Genomic DNA, 16,069 nt, shown 5'->3' on the forward strand with positions numbered 1-16,069 from the left:
TTTATATCAAATTGTCTTTACTTGGCAAATTCTTTGTATATCTTTAGCAACGATTCCGCCGTATTCCGCCAAGAGAACATCCGGCTGCGGTTGAGCCCGTATTCCACTTGCTGCTGATAGAACGCTTCGTCTTCTTCGAGTTGCAGTATCTTGTCTGTAATATCTTCCACGTTGAAAGGGTCTGCCAGCAAAGCGCCTTCGCCTGCTATTTCGGGCATGGCGGAAGTATTCCCTGCGATGATGGGCGTTCCGCAAGCCATCGCCTCGAGCATCGGGATGCCGAAACTTTCGCGAAGCGAAGGATACAGGAATGCGAATGCACCCCCATAAAGTGCCGCAAGGTCAGTATTCGCAATATATCCGGGGAAGCGGAGCGAACTTTTTATTTCCGTGATTTTCTCGTCTTCCAGTATCCGGTCGATAGCGTCTTCTTTGAGGTCGGCGATAAGTAACGGCAATTTCTTAGTTGATTTTTTCAGATAATCGCTGTATGCTTTCAGCACTCTCGGAGTGTTCTTTTTGGGGTCTGTGTTTCCCAGGAAGAACAGGTAATCGTCTGCGTCGATATACTTCCGCGTAATCTCCGGCGCTTTGGGTTGCAGGTGGAAGTGACTGTTGAATCCGTTGTACACGGCTACCAGTTGTTCGTCGGGCAGGTGCAGGGCTTCGAGAATACGCTTCCGCTCGAACTGGGAGACGGTGATAATCTTTTCGCATTTCGGCAGGATGCGCGGAACGACGAGACGGCGATAATGCCACCCCATTTCCTGATACCATGACAGGCTGGACGATTGGCGTTTCTCCAGATAGATTATGTCATGCAATGTCAGTACCAGGGGCACGGGGCAGTGCAGGGGGGCGGTGTTGCTTGTGCAATGTAGCAAATCGGGCTTGATACGCTTTACCGCACGGGGGAGCGCCACTTGTTCCCAAAGCGGATAGGTGGGGCATTTCAATTCGATGATATGCACGTTGTCCGAACTTTTGAGACATCTGTCTTCGCCGGGACTGACAAAGATGAAGTATTCGTTCTCATGGTCCATTTTCTGTAACTCCCGAATCGTTTCAAGAGCGACGAAATCCATCCCATGCTTGTTGGGGCGGAAGATACGCTGGGCTTCGATGGCTATTCTCATATTCTTTTCGTTTAAGGAATTGTTCTTTTTTTGATTTATTCTCCGTGCTCTGTATGGATAAACTTTTTGTAGGCTCCCTTCAGTTTGAACAGATTGCCGATGGTGGTCAATGCCAGCATGGGGATTCGTAATACGGCTTTGCCCAGTTGTTTGTTGAACAAGTGTCCCGGTATGGGGAGTGTCATTGCTGCTATTTGGGCGGCGGAGAGTATCCACCATTTGACTGCTATCGTCCATTCGTGTCCGGTAGCAGTGCCTTGCAGGCTTAGCCATATGCCGATAATCGTGATGACAAGTGTCAGACCGAAGACGCCCGCCAGTTGTATCAGTCGCGGGGGAAGCATCCATTGGAGTATCTTGTCGCAATAGTCCGGGTTGCCTTGACCTATCGCTTTGGGCAAGCTGAGGAGCGAGCTGCGGAGAATACCGAACTGTGCGGCTATCCAGCGTTTCCGTTGGTTGCTGATGGCTTCCTCTTTCTGCGTTTTTTCGTCGTATATGGGAATTTGCGGCAGGTAGACGGTGTGGATGCGCTGTTGCAGAAGCAGCACTTCGAGTTCTTTGTCTTCGCCTGCTGTTTCGAGAAGCCGCACGTTTTGTCGGAACCAGTCGGCTTCAAAAGCCATTCCCGAACCGGACAGGGCGGCGGAAAGTCCGAGGGCGTTGTGTCCGCTGCGGAAAATCCCGTTATTGATTTCTTCGCTGATACCGTCGAGAATAGAGATGTCAGTGTTCAGGTTTTTACCGGTGCGATGAGCCTGTACGGATTTTATTCCACTGTCGAAAGCACGGTTCACTTCGGCGAGAAAATCCGGTGAAGTCAGGTTGTCGGCATCCATGATGACCACTATGTCATAGTGTTCGTCGCTGATGGAATCTACTGCCATTGTCAATGCTTTGGCTTTGGAACTGTCCTTGTAGTTGGCTGTCAATAGGCGGATGGGCAGGGAACGCAAGTCTTCGTTGGTGGCAGGCTGCATCTGGTCGGAGATGACGATGATGTCAAACAGTTCCCGCGGATAGTCCTGTTGCAGGAAGCTACGTACGGAAGAGGCAATCACCCGGTCTTCCTTGTAAGCGGGGAAGAACACGATGAAGCGCCGGAGCGTGCGGGCTTCCGGGAAGCGGGGAGTCCGGTAGAACTTCGATGCGATGGCATACAGCAACAGATAGCAGACGCAAAGCGCAAGGAGTGTAAAGAGTATCCAGTCGATGATAATCATAGTATTCGGATTTTAGGGAGTTACTGTGTTTTTCTCGGACGAGGGGGAGAGCAGCCCGGTATTTACTCCGTAGAATACGGCTGCGGCGAGGTCGAAACGTCCTTTGAATGTATAGGTCAGGATGTTTTTGGTGGCAGCTATGGTGCTTTGGTAGAGGACGGCGGCGATGCGGTCGAATCCTCTCAGGTTGCGGCGGGCGTAGAATAGGCGGTTGCGTGTCAGGTAGTAGGTGCGCAGTTTGCTGAGTTGCCCGGTGCTCTGGCTTTCTTTATGGAAGACGGTGCAGCGAGGGTCGTACCATAGCTCGTAGCCGGCACGTGTCATGCTGGTGCTCCAGTCCAACTCTTCGTAATAGAGGAAGAATATTTCCGGCATCATTCCCGCTTTTTCTATCACTTCCCGCTTGAGCATCATGGCTGCGCCGTGTAGGTAGGGGGTGGGGTGGGGTGTGTCGAATGTGCCGTCGTCCGGGCAATCGAAACCGAGCATATGGTTGCGTAACGTGATGCGTGACAATGGGGTGAATCCGGCAAACTGTATGTGTTGCGGTGGAAAGGCGAAACGTATCTTAGGCGATACGCCGCCTATTTCGGGACGGCTTTCGAGGCGTTCTATCAGGCAGGCGATATGGTCTGACTCGATGTAGGTGTCGTTGTTGATGAAGAACAGGTATTTCCCTTTTGCCGCACGGATGCCGATGTTGTTGCCGCCGGAGAAACCGCGGTTCTCGTTGCTGCGGATGGCGACGACGGAAGGGTATAGTTGGCCTATCCGGGCTGCTTCATCTTCGCGGGAGGCGTTGTCTACCACAATGATTTCGTAGCTTACGGAGTGTATCTTGTCTTGCAAGGATTCTATCAGTTCGCAGGTGTCCTTAAAGCCGTTGTAGCAGATAGTGATAAAGGATATGTCCGGTGTGTTGTTTGTCATTCTTGTTCGTTGTTTTCTTGGATGGATACTAGTAATTGCTTGTCGATATGCGGGGCGGCAAAGCAGAGGGCAAAGCCTATATATACGGTCAATGGGTTGGGATACTGCATTACGTCGTTGACATAGGCGGCTATGAAGTAGCCTGCGTCCATGCAGAGCCATGCCGCTACGAGCCCTCGCAGATTTTTGTTGCGTACCTTGAACATCAATATCCATGAGCACCAGGCGAAAAGGATGCCGTGTATGCCGAGATAGAGAATCAGCCCGACGATTCCCGTTTCCACCCATACGCTGACCAGCCATGAGTCAGGCGGGTAGGGCATTTGTTCCTTGGAGTTGAAGTTGCCTGCTTTGGAGAGCCCGATGCCGTAGCCGATAGGTTTCTTAGCCATCAGCTCCTTCATTCTTTGCCGGTTTTCGACGCGCACCATGTAAGAGGCGTCTTCGGTAGGGTGGAAGGAAGAGCGCATTTTGTGGATATATTGGTTGCCGCTCCCGATATTGGTGTAATAGAAAAAGACAAAGACGCCGATGGATATGCATATGCCGGCCAGGAGTGCTTTCCAGTTCTTGGCTATGATGGTAATCATCAGCATGCCGCCCATGAGGACTCCCATGGCGGAGCGTGTCCCGGAGATTCCCATTCCGTAGATGCCGCAGAAGGCGATGAAGAGGAAGTAGATGCGCTTCCATTTTGAGTCGACAAAGAAGCCTGCAATGGCAAAGGTGACGCCTGCCATGGCAGAGTGTACGCCATAGTTTGCCGCGTCCGAGAAACAGGAGAAGTAGCGGATGCCCGACCAGATAATGTGTGTCCGGGCGCCGCCCAGGACATGAAGGAAGTAGAGGTCTTTGGAACTGAAACCGTGGTTTTTCTGCCAGTAGCCTTTAAGGGTGAAGATGATGACGAATACAGACCATATTATCAGCAGCAGTTCGACATCTTTCTTGGTACGTATCACTATCGGTATGACGAAGGCACATATCAGAGGGGTGAGGGCGTAGGGAGTGAGGTTGATGTTCCATGCTTCCATCACATTGTTGGGATTCATTATTTCCAGTAGGTAGAACAGCAGCCAGGCGGTAAAGAGCCAGGTCATTGTGTTCTGACCGGACCGCCAGTCGGTACGTTCGTCATTGCTGAGCTGTACAAGGCAAATGGTGGTGGACAGCAAGATGAGTGCCATTGAGAACAAGCCTATCTTGACATTTACAACCATGCTTGCCGCGACCAGGGCGAACTGCGCGGCAAGCAGAATGTGGAAAGTTATTATCCTATTCGTCATCGTCCTCGTCTTCTGCTTCTTTTGCTTTTCTCCTGAGGTTGAATTTGATTTTTTCCGTTAGTGATAGCTGACTGAGGCGATAGCCGATTCTGCGCAACAGCGTGTGTGGCGGAAGTTGTCCGGTGAAGTCCTCGGCTGCTTCCCGGCTGGCATTTGTCAGGCAGATGCGGAAGGGTACTTCCGTCTTGCCCATTTGCAGCATGAGTTGTTCGCAAAGCTGCTTGTCGATGGTTTTCCATCCCCGGTCTGCCGGAGCCACCAGGATATTGGCGTTGGCATCTTGCAGTAAGGCCGTCGGGATGTTGCTTTCGGACAAGGGCGGATAAGCGACAATCAGTATGTCTTCTCCTTGCGGGGTGTAAAAGTCTGTAATGCTTTTTGCCAGCAGGTATTGGGTGGAGTTAGTGTTGAAATCTTCTTTGTTGGTGATAAACTTCGTATTCAGCATGCGGCTCTGCATATATCCGCAAATCAGGTTCCCTATCACTTCCTCACCGGAATCTTCGCTGGTACTGAACAGGTTGATGATGAACACGCCGGGAGATTTCCGATTGGTCAGGAAACGGAGCAGGGAGTTGGTCAGTTCTCTAACGGAAGATTGTACGTAGGTCTTGGTCAGCCCACCGTAGCGGGAGAGTGTAAGACTGGGGACAGCGCCTATCACTTTATAGCCTGTCACGCGCTTGGTGCGGCTGGCATCGCGCAATGTCCTGTCGAGCATCTCTATCAACAGCAGCAAGGCTACGATAATCAGAAAACTGCCTACGCATGCGGCGATGACGATTTGCTTCCGGTTGGTCGAGTTGGAAGAAATCGGGTAGGTGGGCTCGTTCAGCACTTTTAGTGTGGCAGAGGTCATTTCCAGATTTTTCTTTCTCAACAGGGCTTCGTTATAGCTTTGTAATACAGTCAGATAGTTGCGCTCGGTGAAGTTTATCATACGCTCTTTCTGCTTGATGGTCGTACCGACGGGGGCGAAGAATACATAACGCTCGTTCAGTTCCCGACGGGCGTCTTGCACGATTTTCAGTTCGGCTTTGGCTTTTTCGTATAGCAGGGTCTGCTCCAACCACTGGTCGATGATGTTGATTCGCGAAGCGCCTTCTTTGGTATATTTATGACCTATGTATGAAGAGGTCAAGTCATTCAGTTCCTGTTTTACCTCGGCCAGTCTTTTTTTGTCGCTTTCAAGGGATTGCGAGTCTTGTTTTTTTGTATCGGTCATCGCCTCGGCTTCCGATATTTTGCCGGTGATGCTGGAGGCTTCCCGCAGTTTATCGACAAACTCCATGTTTTTGACCACTTGTTTGGCATTGCTGTCCATGTGTTTCTCCAGTTCGTCGAGCATGGACTTGGTGCTGTTGAAGGCGAACAACGCGTCTTGTTCTCTCAACTCGTACTCTTTGCTGATGGCGGCTATTTCTTTGGTTTCGTCAATATAGTTGATGATACGTTTTTCTACGTTATATTTTGTCAGGTCTTCTTCTTCCGTATTCAGCTTTTTCCCTATTCTTTTCAATTCTTCTTCAAAGTACTTGATTACTTTATCCGTCTCCCCGTAGCGGATGCGGCGGTATTCTTCGACGAACTCATCCATCAGGATACTTACCGTGTTGTACACGATACCCGGGTCACCGGACGAATAGCTGATATCCAGCAAGTCACTGGTCAGACGACGTTGCACTTTGATGTTTTTCAGGGTGTTGTGGCTATAAAAAGGGTGGTTGTAATAGAACAGGCCGTAGATGTAGTTGTCTCTGTGCGGACGCATATATGATTCGAGATTGGAGACGGTCTTGTCTTCACTCGATTTGTCTATTAGTTTCAGTATCTCATTTCCGTTCGGGCTGTTTTTCAGATGGTTGTAAGTGTAATTGTAGCTGGCAGCAGTGATGCCATTGTTCTCTTTGTCCGGATTTCCTTGGATAAGGACTCTGGCGAATAGCCGTAAGCATACTCTTTTCAGCGTACTTTCAGCCTGCATGATGCTTATCAGATTGTCCATAGAATTCTGTACCGTTGCCCAGTCTGTCCGCTTGTCGCTCTCCAGGTTGTAGCCTGAAGCTACTCCCGTGTAAAGCGTAGCTTTCACGTCATAGCCGCCTTGCATATGGCGGGTGTAATAGATGACGAATAATGTGAAGAGGGCGGTTCCTATCAGTATCAGCCAGCGATGGCGGAATAGGGTCCGTATGGTAGAAATGATAAAATTCATATCTTAGATTTTTATTTTCGTATAATGGGTGTACGTGAAATAACTTCGAGTATCATCAGGCTCTTGGTCAATTCAAACTTACTCTTCTCGTATGATTCACGGGCCTGCGACTGTCTTTCCTTATCTATTGCCAAATCTGACGATTCTATGGTTCCGTTGGCAAAATTTTTCTCGGATATTTCGTATTGTACATTGGCAAGCACCAGACTTTCACTTCTCGTCTGGAGAACCTGCATCTGTGAAGTGGCCATGGCGTACATCTCAATAATATTCTTCTTGATTTCATCGTACTTTACTTCCCGCTCCAGTTCGGCGGTTTTCAGTGTAAGCCTTTGTCGGCTGACGCGCCCTTTGAGGTCGAATAAGTCATTTAATGGAATGTTGATGCCCGCCCCCAAGGTATAACCGTTTTGGGCTTGGGTAGAGTAGGTGAGGTAGGGGGCAATCGCCACGTCCGTATATGTGGACTCATTGCCGAACATTCCGTACTGGTAGCTTCCTCTTAAACTGAAGAAACCGAGAAATGCCCATTTTTCTTTTTGCAGTAACTTGCGCTCTATTGCCGCCTTTACGTCTGCCAGTTCGTAGATGGGACTGTTTTTGGCATTCTCGAATAATGTAGACAATGGCGGCAGGGCAATTTTACTATAATCATCTTCACTTAATTGGGAATAGTCACCGTTTTCCTGTGCAACCACATGAGTAGCGGAAGTGAATAAAAGTAGTAACCCCGAAAAAACAGATATAAATTGCTTCATAAAAAAATCCTATTATTTGCTCTTGCTGTGTTATAGCTTGCGCAAATATAAGGATTAATTTCATTTATGAGCAGTCTTTTATTATCAATTTTACATTCTTCCTCGTTAATTGTACGCGAATACTTATTTATAATACTTTTATTGTCCCTAAGCGGAATGTATATATACCCAATCGGAATGTCTTTCTTCTTGAACTGAAAGTCTTCCACCGTCTTGTGTCAGAACGCCTCCGTCATATTAAAGTAGAACAAATTCTGCTTGTTCACCATGTCTCTTCCGAGGTCGAGACGTATATTCATACGGGGTTGTACCTCAATGCGCAGGCCTACGCCGAGATTGGGGAGAACGCCTTCTATCTTACCCGGAGTAGGGCCCATGAATCCGCATCCGCCCCAGGCCACATATCCTATATGATTGAGCATTTTCTTCACCCATGTATTCTTGTCCGTATTTATCATCTGACGGTATTCAGCCATCATTACATGTGATGACTTGTCGCGAAACTGTCCCATGTAATATCCGCGAAGGTCGAAAGGCGTTCCGCTAAGCGCATATTTCGTCAACGGCACATCTCCGAATACGTTTTTGGTCTGCACCGTCCAAGCTATCACCTTCCGTCTTCCGACTGTTTTGTATTGACGGTAATCAATCTCCAAACGGTAAAAATTATCATCACCGCCGAAGGCCTTGCTATACATCATCCCGCGAAAATCAAGATACATTCCACGATAAGCATTGGCGGGAATATCACGTGTGTCATAAGTTAGCAGGAAGCCGAGTCCCGAACTGAAATTCTTATATCCATGTTCTGTTCCGCCCGCCGCAATATAGGATGGCTGATGAACCATTCCTTCTGCCGGCTTGGTGATTTTGTCGTAATTGAAATCTACCTGTGGCCCTGCGAAGAAGTCGCTTTCTCCCAAACGGAAGAGAAACCATGGGTTCACCTGGATGCCGCTATAACGGTATTCGCTCGTGTCTTCCCCGCGAGGATAGTCTTTATTGGTACTGTATCCGATTCCGTAAAAATTCTCAATCGTGTTCTTATAAGAGAATGTGCCGAAAATACGGAAACGGTCGCCTTTGAAGAACAGTTGCGGCTTCGTCATCAGATTCAATCCGCCTTTGAACATCAGCGCAATAGACATCGGCACCACCGAACGCCGCTGAGTGGTGTCACTCGGATTCATCCGGAACGTCATCAACGCGCTACCGCCCACCAGCAGGCCGAAGTCCGGCGTATAGCTGGGACCACCTAATATATTATAATGCAAATTTCGCTTTGCCACACGTTGGCGGCGTAACTCACGTTTGGAGAGGGTGGGAATGGTGTCTGACAAAGTGCCGTCAATATCTGTCGGGGTATCATCACTGATAGATATTGTAGACATTGGCAGTTCGTCGCTTTTTACTGCTGTGCTGTCAGCCGTAGCCGACATAATATTGATGGATGCAAACATCATCAATACACCTATTATATATTTCTTCATAATTTCTTTCTGAGGAATTCGACTGCAAAGAAAACTCTTTTATTTTAATTAGTTTTGATACTCTTAGATAATAATTCTAAAAAAGAATCGTAAATTTGCAATTTCCTATTACTATATCCGAAGTGTAATTGATTAATAAACTATTTATACTAATGAATAAACGAATTTTATCAGTTTTTGTTTTCTGTGCTTTCTGTTATTCGGCACAAGCTCAAAACGCAAAAGGCGGCATCAGCGACGACATGATGCAACAAATTAAACAGAGTTATCAAAACACCCCGGCTGACAAGGCTATCCGCAACGCCATCGGCAACAACGACATCCGCAAACTGGCTCTCAACCAGGAAAACCTGAAAGGTATGGATACGCACTTCTCTGTCAAAGTGAACTCCAAAGGCGTCACCGACCAGAAATCTTCCGGCCGCTGCTGGCTCTTCACCGGTCTGAACGTGATGCGTGCCAAGGCCATCGCCCGCCACAATCTCAGCTCGTTCGAGTTTTCGCAAACCTATCCTTTCTTCTTCGACCAACTGGAGAAAGCGAATCTTTTCCTGCAAGGCATCATCGACACCAGCGACAAACCGATGAACGACAAAATGGTAGAGTGGCTGTTCCACCACCCTTTGAGTGACGGCGGTACTTTCACCGGTGTGGCCGACATCGTAAGCAAATACGGTCTTGTCCCCAAAGACGTAATGCCCGAAACGAACAGTAGCGAGAACACCTCCCGCATGGCGAACCTGATTACCTTGAAACTCCGTGAACAGGGCCTTCAACTCCGCGACCTCGCCGCCAAAGGCACGAAACCGGCACTCCTCGAGAAAACGAAAACCGAAATGCTCGGCACCATCTACCGCATGCTGGTCTTGAACCTGGGCGTTCCCCCCACCGAATTTACCTGGACGGAATACAACGCCCAAGGCAAACCCGTATCTACGGAAGCCTACACCCCGCTTTCTTTCCTGAAGAAGTACGGTGACGAAAACCTGATCGGCAACTACGTTATGCTCATGAACGACCCCAGCCGTGACTACTACAAATGTTACGAGATAGACTATGACCGCCACCGCTACGACGGCAAAAACTGGACTTATGTCAATCTCCCCATAGAGGACATCAAAGAGATGGCGATAACCTCTCTCAAAGACAGCACTATGATGTACTTCTCCTGCGATGTAGGTAAATTCCTCAACTCTGACCGTGGTCTGCTGGATGTTAAAAACTACGACTACGAATCTCTCATGGGCACAACCTTCGGCATGAACAAGAAGCAGCGTATTCAAAGCTTTGCCAGCGGCTCAAGCCATGCCATGACGCTCATGGCAGTAGACCTCGACAAAAACGGAAACCCGACCAAATGGATGGTTGAAAATAGTTGGGGGCCGGCTCCGGTTATCAAGGTCATCTCATCATGACTGATGAGTGGTTCAACGAATATATGTTCCGCCTGGTGATAGAAACCAAATACGCCACGAAAAAAGTATCGGAAATCCTCAAACAGAAACCCATCCGCCTTCCTGCCTGGGACCCCATGTTTGCCGAAGAAGAATAGAAGAACAGATGTTTTTATTTAAATGAATCCCAACCGGCAACGAACACACTGTGTGCGACCACGAAAGGAATTACGGATATTTTTCCGTAATTCCTTTCTTTTTTCCTCTTTAATCACATTATTATTTATTACTTTTGCGGCAAATTTATGAAACCATTATTTTATTTATAGCATGGCAAATGTAATAAAGTTACGCAAAGGCCTTGACATAAACCTGAAAGGTACAGCTGCAGAGACGTACACGACAGTGAAAGAGCCGGGATTTTACGCACTCGTACCCGATGATTTTCCTGGAGTGACGCCGAAGGTAGTCGTAAAAGAGCAGGAGTATGTGATGGCTGGTGGACCCTTGTTTATTGACAAGTATCATCCTGAAGTAAAATTTGTTTCGCCCGTGAGCGGCGTAGTGACGAGTGTAGAGCGTGGAGCCCGTCGTAAAGTCTTGAACATTGTAGTGGAAGCTGCTGCAGAGCAGGACTATGAAGAGTTCGGTAAGAAGAATGTAGCGTCGATGGATGCGGAAGCTGTAAAAACCGCTTTGTTGGAAGCCGGTCTTTTCGCGTTTATCAGACAACGTCCTTATGACATCATCGCAGACCCGACAGTGACGCCAAAAGGCATCTTCGTATCCGCTTTCGACAGCAATCCGCTGGCACCCGACTTCCAATTCGCGTTGAAAGGTGAAGAAGCAAATTTCCAGACAGGACTTGATGCCCTTGCCAAAATGGCAAAAACATACCTGAACATAAGCGTGAAGCAGAACGCTGCCGCATTGACTCAGGCAAAGAACGTCACAATCACCGCATTCGACGGACCGAACCCTGCAGGTAACGTAGGTGTTCAGATTAACCACCTTGCCCCTATATCCAAAGGCGAGACAGTATGGACAATTGATCCGCAAGCCGTCATCTTCATCGGCCGTCTTTTCAATACGGGACATGTGGATTTCACCCGTACAGTAGCCGTGACAGGTTCTGAAGTGTTGAAACCCGCTTACTGCAAACTTCAGGTAGGCGCACTGCTGACTAACGTATTCGCAGGCAACGTAACGACAGGCAAAGACCTGCGCTACATCAGCGGCAACGTGCTGACAGGAAAGCAAGTATCCCCGAACGGATTCTTAGGCGCATTCCACAGCCAACTGACCGTTATCCCCGAAGGAGACGACATTCACGAAATGCTCGGATGGATCATGCCGCGTTTCAACCAGTTCAGTACCAACCGTTCCTATTTCAGTTGGCTGATGGGAAAGAAGGAATACACACTGGACGCACGTGTCAAAGGTGGCGAACGCCATATGATCATGTCCGGTGAGTACGACAAAGTGCTTCCAATGGACATTTTGCCCGAATTCTTGATTAAAGCCATCATCGCCGGCGACATCGACCGCATGGAAGCGCTCGGCATCTATGAAGTAGCTCCTGAAGACTTCGCCCTCTGCGAGTTTGTCTGCTCTTCAAAGATGGAACTGCAACGCATCGTCCGTGCCGGACTCGACATGCTTCGTTCGGAAATGGCATAATCTACCCGCATGGCAAATCGTAAATAGTAAATCGTAAAATAGTAAATATATTAATGAAAGCGTTAAGAAATTATCTCGATAAGATAAAGCCGAACTTTGAAGAAGGCGGCAAATTCCACGCATTCCAGTCGGTGTTCGACGGCTTCGAAACATTCTTGTTCGTGCCCAGCAAGACTGCGAAAACGGGAACGCATATACACGACGCGATTGACAGCAAACGCATCATGTCGATTGTGGTTATTTCGTTAGTACCGGCACTGCTGTTCGGTATGTACAATGTAGGTTACCAGCATTTCACCCACACGGGTGCCGCAGGCAGCTTTTTCGAAATGTTTGTCTACGGATTTCTGGCAGTACTGCCCAAAATTATCGTATCTTATGTAGTAGGTCTTGGCATCGAGTTCGTCGTAGCCCAATGGAAGAAAGAAGAGATTCAGGAAGGATTTCTCGTTTCGGGTATCCTGATCCCGATGATTGTTCCGGTGGATTGTCCGCTGTGGATTCTTGCCGTAGCTACTGCATTCTCTGTAATCTTCGCTAAAGAAGTATTCGGTGGTACAGGTATGAACGTATTCAACGTAGCGTTGATTACACGTGCATTCCTGTTTTTCGCATATCCGACCAAGATGTCCGGTGATGCCGTTTGGGTATCGGGCGACAGCATCTTCGGGCTGGGACAGTCGGTAGACGGGCTGACCGTTGCCACTCCGCTGGGAGAAGCTGCTACGACCGGCGCGGCTCCTGCATTCAGCATGGATATGGTGACGGGACTTATTCCGGGTTCTATCGGTGAGACAAGTGTGATTGCCATCCTGATTGGTGCCGCTATCCTTTTGTGGACAGGCATCGCAAGCTGGAAGACAATGATTTCCGTATTTGTCGGCGGTGCGTTCATGGCTTGGGTATTCAACTCAATCGGCATGGAAAGCAACGCTATGGCTAATATGCCGTGGTATGAACACCTTGTTCTCGGTGGTTTCTGCTTCGGTGCCGTATTCATGGCTACCGACCCTGTCACTTCCGCACGTACGGAAAGGGGTAAATACATCTTCGGATTCCTGATTGGTGTGATGGCTATCGTCATCCGCGTACTGAACCCGGGTTATCCTGAAGGTATGATGCTCGCCATCCTGCTGATGAATATCTTCGCTCCGCTGATTGACTACTGTGTAGTACAGGGCAATATCAGCCGCCGCGAGAAACGTGCTATCAAGTCTAACCAATAAATACCGGATGAAAATGAATACAAATAGTAACAGTTATACTATCATTTATGCTTCGGTAATGGTTATTATCGTAGCATTCCTGCTGGCATTCGTTAGTTCTTCGCTGAAAACTACACAGGACAAGAATGTGCAGTTGGATACTAAAAAGCAGATTCTTGCTGCGTTGAACATCAAGAACGTAGAAGATGCGGATGCTGAATATAAGAAATATGTAAAGGGCGATATGCTGATGAACGTAGACGGTACGCTGACTGAGAACACAGGCGAATTTGCTACCAACTACGAGAAAGAAGCGAAAGAGCAACAACGTCTTCACGTATTCGTATGCGAAGTGGACGGTCAGACTAAATATGTAGTTCCTGTTTACGGTGCCGGTCTTTGGGGCGCTATCTGGGGATATGTCGCTCTGAACGAAGACAAGGATACCGTTTACGGCACTTACTTCTCTCATGCAAGTGAGACTCCGGGGCTGGGTGCTGAAATCGCAACCGATCATTTCCAGAATGAGTTTGTCGGTAAGAAGACTTTGGAGAACGGTTCTATCGCTTTGGGAGTTGTGAAGAACGGCAAGGTAGAGAATCCTGAATATCAGGTGGACGGCATTTCCGGTGGTACAATCACTTCTGTAGGTGTGGATGCCATGCTGAAAGCTTGCTTGGGTAGTTACATGAGTTTTTTAACTAAATAATAAGGAGAAGAAAAAGAATATGGGACAACTGTTTTCAAAGAAGAATAAAGAAGTATTCTCTGCTCCGTTGGGAATAGACAATCCGGTGACCGTACAGGTGCTCGGTATCTGTTCTGCACTTGCTGTTACCGCAAAACTGGAGCCTGCTATCGTGATGGGACTTTCAGTGACGGTCATTACAGCGTTTGCCAATGTGGTTATCTCACTGCTGCGCAAGACCATCCCTAACCGTATACGTATCATCGTTCAGTTGGTTGTGGTAGCTGCACTGGTAACTATCGTGAGTGAAGTTCTGAAAGCGTTTGCTTATGATGTAAGTGTTCAGCTTTCTGTATATGTAGGTTTGATTATTACCAACTGTATTCTTATGGGACGTTTGGAAGCATTTGCCATGCAGAACGGTCCTTGGGAATCTTTCCTTGACGGTGTTGGTAATGGTTTGGGTTATGCCAAGATTTTGGTAATCGTGGCTTTTTTCCGCGAATTGCTTGGTTCGGGAACTCTGCTCGGTTTCAATATCTTGAACTATGAGCCTCTCCGGAACATAGGATATGTGAACAACGGCTTGATGCTGATGCCACCGATGGCGTTGATTATCGTAGCTTGCATCATTTGGTATCAACGTGCACGTCACAAAGAACTGCAAGAAGAAAGTAATTAATAAAGATGAAGGACTCTTCATTCTTAATTCTTAATTGAAGATATGGAACATTTATTAAGTTTATTCGTCCGCTCTATCTTTGTGGACAACATGATATTCGCATTCTTCTTGGGTATGTGCTCATACCTGGCTGTATCGAAGAATGTGAAGACTGCCGTAGGACTGGGTATCGCCGTAACTTTCGTGTTGCTGGTGACGCTGCCGGTCAACTATCTGTTGCAGACCAAGGTGCTGGCTGCCAACGCTATCATTGAAGGCGTCGACCTCAGCTTCTTGAGTTTTATTCTTTTCATTGCCGTTATTGCCGGTATCGTGCAATTGGTGGAGATGGTGGTAGAACGTTTCAGCCCGGCGCTGTACGCTTCACTGGGTATCTTTCTGCCGTTGATTGCCGTTAACTGTGCTATCATGGGTGCTTCCCTGTTTATGCAGCAACGTATCAACCTCGGTCCGAGCGACCCGAAGTATATCGGTGACATCTGGGACGCGCTTTCTTACGCGCTGGGTTCTGGTATCGGCTGGTTGCTGGCTATCGTCGGCTTGGCTGCTATCCGTGAGAAAATGGCTTACTCTGACGTGCCCGCTCCGTTGAAGGGCTTGGGTATCACGTTTATCATCGTAGGTCTGATGGCAATCGCATTTATGTGTTTCTCTGGTTTGAACATCTAAAAAGAAAGGAATAAGACAATGGATATGAATTTAATATTAGCGAGCATTGGGGTATTCCTTGTGGTTATTCTGTTGCTTGTTGTCATCCTGTTGGTTGCCAAGAATTTCCTGGTACCGTCAGGTGACGTGAAACTGACAATCAACGGCGAAAAGGAATTGGAAGTGGCTTCCGGTTCTACTTTGCTGAATACGCTGTCTGTAAACGGAGTATTCCTGTCATCCGCTTGCGGTGGTAAGGGTTCTTGCGGACAGTGCAAATGCCAGGTGCTTGAAGGGGGCGGCGAAATCCTGCCTTCCGAGGTTCCTCACTTCAGCCGCAAACAGCAGCAGGATCACTGGCGTCTGGGCTGCCAGGTAAAAGTGAAAAGTGACATGGCTATCAAGATTGACGAGTCTATACTCGGCGTGAAAGAGTGGGAGTGTGAGGTTATCTCCAACAAGAACGTGGCTACGTTTATCAAGGAGTTTATCGTGGCTCTGCCTAAAGGCGAACACATGGACTTTATCCCCGGTTCTTATGCGCAGATTAAGATTCCTAAATTCTCAATGGACTATGACAAGGATATCGACAAGAGCCTGATTGGCGACGAGTACCTGCCTGCATGGGAGAAATTCGGCTTGATGGGCTTGAAATGTAAGAACGATGAGGAAACCATCCGTGCTTACTCTATGGCCAACTATCCTGCCGAAGGTGACCGTATCATGCTGACAGT

13 protein-coding genes and 1 pseudogene are annotated in these 16,069 nt (G+C 48.1%); 7 read left to right on the forward strand and 7 right to left on the reverse strand.

Annotated elements, in window-relative coordinates; all coding sequences use genetic code 11:
• Positions 1-17 precede the first annotated feature (17 nt).
• The 7 genes from RDN93_RS07735 to RDN93_RS07765 all read right to left on the reverse strand — a co-directional run bounded on the left by RDN93_RS07735 (position 18) and on the right by RDN93_RS07765 (position 9,038).
• Entirely contained in the window at positions 18-1,136 is a 1,119-nt protein-coding gene (locus RDN93_RS07735) for a glycosyltransferase family 1 protein (RefSeq protein WP_308744965.1), read from the reverse strand.
• 35 nt (positions 1,137-1,171) lie between these two features.
• Positions 1,172-2,359 (reverse strand): glycosyltransferase family 2 protein, encoded by a 1,188-nt coding sequence (locus RDN93_RS07740; RefSeq protein WP_308744966.1) that lies wholly within the window; start codon positions 2,357-2,359, stop codon positions 1,172-1,174.
• Positions 2,360-2,371: 12 nt separating this feature from the next.
• Positions 2,372-3,289, reverse strand: coding sequence for a glycosyltransferase family 2 protein (locus RDN93_RS07745; RefSeq protein ID WP_308744967.1), 918 nt, complete (start codon positions 3,287-3,289; stop codon positions 2,372-2,374).
• Positions 3,286-4,575: an O-antigen ligase family protein gene (locus RDN93_RS07750; RefSeq protein ID WP_308744968.1), complete on the reverse strand. Its 1,290-nt coding sequence runs from the start codon at positions 4,573-4,575 to the stop codon at positions 3,286-3,288. Before RDN93_RS07750 ends, RDN93_RS07745 begins: the two co-directional genes overlap by 4 nt.
• A complete protein-coding gene (locus RDN93_RS07755; protein ID WP_308744969.1) occupies positions 4,565-6,790 on the reverse strand; it encodes a hypothetical protein in 2,226 nt (741 codons plus the stop codon). The genes RDN93_RS07750 and RDN93_RS07755 overlap by 11 nt, the downstream gene beginning before the upstream one ends.
• 11 nt (positions 6,791-6,801) lie before the next feature.
• Positions 6,802-7,548 carry a TolC family protein gene (locus tag RDN93_RS07760; RefSeq protein ID WP_308744970.1) on the reverse strand — a complete coding sequence of 249 codons (747 nt, stop codon included), beginning with the start codon at positions 7,546-7,548 and terminating at the stop codon, positions 6,802-6,804.
• Between the two features lie 218 nt (positions 7,549-7,766).
• A complete protein-coding gene (locus RDN93_RS07765; RefSeq protein ID WP_308744971.1) occupies positions 7,767-9,038 on the reverse strand; it encodes a BamA/TamA family outer membrane protein in 1,272 nt (423 codons plus the stop codon).
• 152 nt (positions 9,039-9,190) lie between these two features.
• Here RDN93_RS07765 and RDN93_RS07770 point away from each other — a divergent pair.
• The 7 genes and pseudogenes from RDN93_RS07770 to nqrF all read left to right on the forward strand — a co-directional run.
• A pseudogene (locus RDN93_RS07770) lies at positions 9,191-10,590 on the forward strand (C1 family peptidase).
• Positions 10,591-10,762: 172 nt separating this feature from the next.
• On the forward strand, positions 10,763-12,112 hold the full coding sequence (locus tag RDN93_RS07775) for a Na(+)-translocating NADH-quinone reductase subunit A (RefSeq protein WP_308744972.1): 1,350 nt from the start codon (positions 10,763-10,765) through the stop codon (positions 12,110-12,112).
• 53 nt (positions 12,113-12,165) lie between these two features.
• A complete protein-coding gene (locus RDN93_RS07780; RefSeq protein WP_308744973.1) occupies positions 12,166-13,338 on the forward strand; it encodes an NADH:ubiquinone reductase (Na(+)-transporting) subunit B in 1,173 nt (390 codons plus the stop codon).
• A 13-nt stretch (positions 13,339-13,351) separates the two neighbouring features.
• Positions 13,352-14,026, forward strand: coding sequence for a Na(+)-translocating NADH-quinone reductase subunit C (locus tag RDN93_RS07785; RefSeq protein ID WP_308744974.1), 675 nt, complete (start codon positions 13,352-13,354; stop codon positions 14,024-14,026).
• A gap of 19 nt (positions 14,027-14,045) precedes the next feature.
• Positions 14,046-14,687, forward strand: coding sequence for an NADH:ubiquinone reductase (Na(+)-transporting) subunit D (locus RDN93_RS07790; RefSeq protein ID WP_308744975.1), 642 nt, complete (start codon positions 14,046-14,048; stop codon positions 14,685-14,687).
• A 42-nt stretch (positions 14,688-14,729) separates the two neighbouring features.
• Positions 14,730-15,356, forward strand: coding sequence for an NADH:ubiquinone reductase (Na(+)-transporting) subunit E (nqrE, locus tag RDN93_RS07795; protein WP_308744976.1), 627 nt, complete (start codon positions 14,730-14,732; stop codon positions 15,354-15,356).
• Positions 15,357-15,374: 18 nt separating this feature from the next.
• The coding region (gene nqrF / locus RDN93_RS07800; RefSeq protein WP_308744977.1) for an NADH:ubiquinone reductase (Na(+)-transporting) subunit F at positions 15,375-16,069 on the forward strand (695 nt) is incomplete at its 3' end.

It is taken from the genome of uncultured Bacteroides sp. (genome assembly GCF_902491285.1).
Lineage (GTDB): Bacteria > Bacteroidota > Bacteroidia > Bacteroidales > Bacteroidaceae > Bacteroides.